Raw genomic sequence first — 4,023 nt, 5'->3', positions numbered from 1 at the left:
TATCCCACCCCCTCAATCAACGAGTCATAATCACTGCGACGGAACACTAGTGCTCATTCTGCGGTACGCGTTTGTGTTTGCGACATAATCCCTTCACCTTGATAGGCCTAAACACATGTTATACTGAAGCTGGATTTGAAGCGTCGACCGGTCCGATTTTACCTTTAATCGCCGAAGTTGTCAGCCCCAGCCGCCGCTGTAGTGCGGCGCTGCGCGGGCCAGCGATGTCGGCGATGGTGTAGCGGTCGAGCGTATAAAGCAAAGCTGCAGCAGCCTCTTGCATGATCGGGCGCAATCGGCATAGATCGGTGATCGCGCAGTCCGCACCACTCAGACACTCCACCAAGGCCATTTCTGGTTCAGTGGCGCGCACAACTTCTCCTAAACCAATCGACGTCGCCGGACGAACAAGGCGTATACCGCCATTGCGCCCGCGCAGCGTTTCGATCAGCCCGGCGCGGCCCAGAGCGTTGATCACCTTGGTCATATGGCTTTCAGAGATCCGGTAGGCTACGGCAATCTCAGCAATCGAGGCCACACGATCTGGTTCCAGCGCCAGGTAGATCAGCGTTCGTAACCCATAATCAGTGAACCGTGTCAGATGCATAGTCGTAGATAGCGCGATTTAAGACCTGCTTCAACGCGGTTGCACCTGTTCAGTGAACACCTGATTTGCCGGCACCCCCTGACTGTGCGCTACATCCACCACCGTGCTGACAAGTTTGGGTGGACCACAGACATAAATGTCTGGGAAGGTTGTTGATTGGGTCAGCAATCCGGCCAAAGCCTCTGCCGCCGTGCCGACAAACCCTTGCCAGGAAGGTTGCGGATGCCAGACACAGAGCATCACGGTCAACATCGGCAACGCTGAACGCAGTTCCTCAATTTGCTCGACCGCGAAAAGTTCGTCCTCACGATTGACACCGAAAATCAGCGTTGTTGGTTGCATGTTCTGAAACGCAGCCAGGTGGCGCAGCATAGAAAGCACCGGGGCAAAACCGCAGCCGCCCCCAATCAGATAACGTGGTCGCGCGCTGGTTTCATCGAGTATGAAACGCCCGAGCGGACCACGCAGCTCCAAAACCTCACCCGGTTTGGCGACCTGTGCGAGCCAAGACGAAAATGCGCCGCCCGGTTGCAGGCGGATCAGAAACTCCAGCTGTCCGTCCCAATTTGGCAGGTTGGCCAGCGAATAGGCGCGACGAATGGTGGTACCGGGGATAGATACCTCCATATACTGCCCAGGGGTGAAATCAGCGGCATTACCCAGCACATCGTCGGCCTCAAGAACCAGTTTGAGCGCTACCGCGCCACTACCCGCAGGCGCGATCTCCTCAACCCGTGCGGTCCGGCGTGGAATTTGATGTCGATGGATGTCGGACTGATCATACGGCAGATCCAACTGCAAATCCCCATCTGGACGGCATCGGCAGAGCAGGACCCCGCCAGCATCGCGATCGGGCAGTACACCTTCACCGATCGTGCCTAGCGTGTAGTCGCCTTCGCGGACATGTGCATGGCAGGCACCGCACGTTCCCTCATGGCACATGGCAGGCAGATAAAGACCGGCGGTTTCAGCGGCATCGAGCAGTGTTTCAGTCGTGGCACACGTAAACGCGAAACGCGCTCCGTCGCGGGTCGATAAAGTGATCTCGGGCATGGTAACCTTAATAAACGAGAGCTGGTCGGGGAAAGAGCGGGGCAAGCGAGATCGCCCACCCCGGCCGGTTGGGTTCAGGCGGCCTGACGGTGCAGCGCCGCATCGATATCCGCCTGTGCTGTCGTGATTGGTTGAATGCCGAACCGGCTAACAAGGATATCGAGCAATGCCGGTGTCAGGAAAGCCGGTAGCGACGGCCCAAGCCGCACGTTGCGTACACCCAGCGCGAGGAGCGTCAGAAACACCGCTGCCGCTTTCTGTTCGAACCACGACACCACCAGCGTGAGCGGCAGGTCGTTCACGTCGCAATCGAAAGCCCCGGCCAGCGCCTTCGCGACCACAAGGGCGGAGTAGGCATCGTTGCACTGCCCCATATCCAGCAGTCGCGGCAATCCGGCAATCGTACCGAACTCATGTGTATTGAACCGATATTTACCGCAACCCAGCGTCAGCACCATCGAATCCTCGGGTACCGCTTCCGCAAATTCAGTGTAATAATTACGCCCCGGCGCGGCACCATCGCAGCCTCCGATCAGAAAAAAATGACTGAGAACGCCTGATTTCACCGCATCGATCACTCGCTCTGCAACCCCAAGCACCGCATCGCGGCCGAAACCCACCGTAAGGGTACGTTCTGGTTCCGTACTGGCAAAACCCGGCAAGGCGCGTGCAGCCTGCACCACAACACCGAAATTATCGTCTTCGATATGGCGCAATCCCGGCCATCCAACCGGCCCAGCCGTGAAAATCCGATTGCGATACAGCGGCTGCGGCTCGATCAGGCAGTTCGACGTCATTACGATCGGACCAGGGAACGCGGCAAACTCCTGATGTTGATTCTGCCATGCACCACCATAGTTCCCCGCCAGATGTGGATAGGCTCGTAGCAGCGGATACCCATGTGCCGGCAACATCTCCCCGTGGGTATAAACATTGATGCCAGTATTCTTTGTTGCCTCCAGTATCGCCGCCAGATCACGGAGGTCGTGTCCAGAAACCAAAATCGCCTTGCCCGCGATCGCAGTGGTCCGCACTTCGATCGGAGACGGTGTACCATAACTGCCGGTGTTCGCCGCGTCGAGCGCTTCCATCACGGTGAAATTGAGCGTGCCTAGCGCAAGAGCTTCGTTGAGCAAAGCTTCAAGATCGACCGGGTCGCTGGCCAGAAAATCGAGCGCATGAGCAATACCGAGTCCAATCACCGGCCTGGTTTCGCCGAGGACGTCGGCATGATGGGCATAGGCGGCCACCCCCTTGAGCCCATACAAGATCAGTGCGCGCAAACCAATGACATCGGCCCCCACCTCGTCGGCTCCGGCCAGAACGCCGATCGTCTGCGCCTGCGCGAGCAGCTCCGCCAGATCGACGGCGGGGATGAATGTGGCCGGACCCTGCAGTACTTCAGCCTCCACTCCAGCGGACAGCGCCGCAGCCTGGTAAGCGTGTTGCAACCTATCCCGGATCCGCGCCGCCTCCGCAATCATCGGCACAAAGCGTGCACGATTGAAATTAACATTGGTCAACGTGGTGAACAATGCATAACGAATGAAATGATCAGCGCGTGCATCGACCTCGCCCAGTGTCGCGAGGCGAACGCGATACTGGCCAATACCTTTGAGTTGATGGATCAGTACGTCCTGCAGATCCGCGGTAACTTCGTCCTTGCCGCAAACGCCCTTGACAGACGCGCAACCCGCACCTGCATCGGTGCGCAACGTTTGTTCACATTGAAAACAAAACATCAATCGATTTCCCGGTCTTTCCATTGCCCTCGACCTGACCCAGCCCCTGCCGTTCCACTCAAAGGTGAATGTGATATGACCCTTTTTGAGTCTACCCTCGTTGACATAAATCAAGTGCGCCGCCGCGCGCGCAATTTTTGTCGCCACTTCATTTCAACGTTCAGATTCCAAAGGCGCTGGATCGACCCTCGTGCACCGCGGTCCGAAGATGCCCCGTCTATTGTTAAACTTCGGTGCGGGTGTGTTGAGTGAAGGAAATTTTCAGGTTGAGATGGGCGGCTCGTGTCCCTTGCGATTTGGTACAATCGATCTGAACTTGATGTCACCTTTGATGGGGGTACGGCTTTCCCCAACCGGTGATCGCGTATGCGATCTTAAACTGCACCGAATGGATCCGGTACTCCCGGACCCACTAGGTGATCGTCGTGCGGCTCTCGACCAGACTGGCGCCGTATCGCGAAAGATAGTCCTATGCCCCGGCGAGATTGGCGCAGGCGAGCATGCACCTGACCGTATAGCCGGAGCGGGGTTTTGGGATCTTCGCCCACATGCCGATCAGCGGCAGGCCTTTTGCGGTGGTGCCGGAAGGTTGGACAGGTTCCGGGGGAGAATAAGCTAAGG

The 4,023-nt window shown here is 57.6% G+C and carries 3 protein-coding genes; all 3 read right to left on the bottom strand.

Translation table 11 applies throughout. The annotated features are described in order from the left end of the window. Positions 1–118 precede the first annotated feature (118 nt). Positions 119–607, bottom strand: coding sequence for an Rrf2 family transcriptional regulator (locus ACP5E6_RS16780; protein WP_427956082.1), 489 nt, complete (start codon positions 605–607; stop codon positions 119–121). A 30-nt stretch (positions 608–637) separates the two neighbouring features. Then, positions 638–1,660: a 2Fe-2S iron-sulfur cluster-binding protein gene (locus ACP5E6_RS16775; RefSeq protein WP_427956079.1), complete on the bottom strand. Its 1,023-nt coding sequence runs from the start codon at positions 1,658–1,660 to the stop codon at positions 638–640. Between the two features lie 74 nt (positions 1,661–1,734). Then, positions 1,735–3,402, bottom strand: coding sequence for a hydroxylamine reductase (gene hcp / locus ACP5E6_RS16770; RefSeq protein ID WP_427956076.1), 1,668 nt, complete (start codon positions 3,400–3,402; stop codon positions 1,735–1,737). Between the last annotated feature and the right edge of the window lie 621 nt (positions 3,403–4,023).

The organism is Acidiphilium sp., assembly GCF_049977125.1.
GTDB lineage: Bacteria > Pseudomonadota > Alphaproteobacteria > Acetobacterales > Acetobacteraceae > Acidiphilium.
The sequence above is the reverse complement of the archived record's forward strand: the minus strand, read 5'-3'. Positions and strand labels throughout refer to the sequence as shown.

What these genes read in the sequence shown, in the direction of transcription:
- hcp (WP_427956076.1), bottom strand. Translation starts at nt 3,402, where the DNA reads ATGTTTTGTTTTCAATGTGAACAAACGTTGCGCACCGATGCAGGTGCG.
- ACP5E6_RS16780 (WP_427956082.1), bottom strand. Translation starts at nt 607, where the DNA reads ATGCATCTGACACGGTTCACTGATTATGGGTTACGAACGCTGATCTAC.
- ACP5E6_RS16775 (WP_427956079.1), bottom strand. Translation starts at nt 1,660, where the DNA reads ATGCCCGAGATCACTTTATCGACCCGCGACGGAGCGCGTTTCGCGTTT.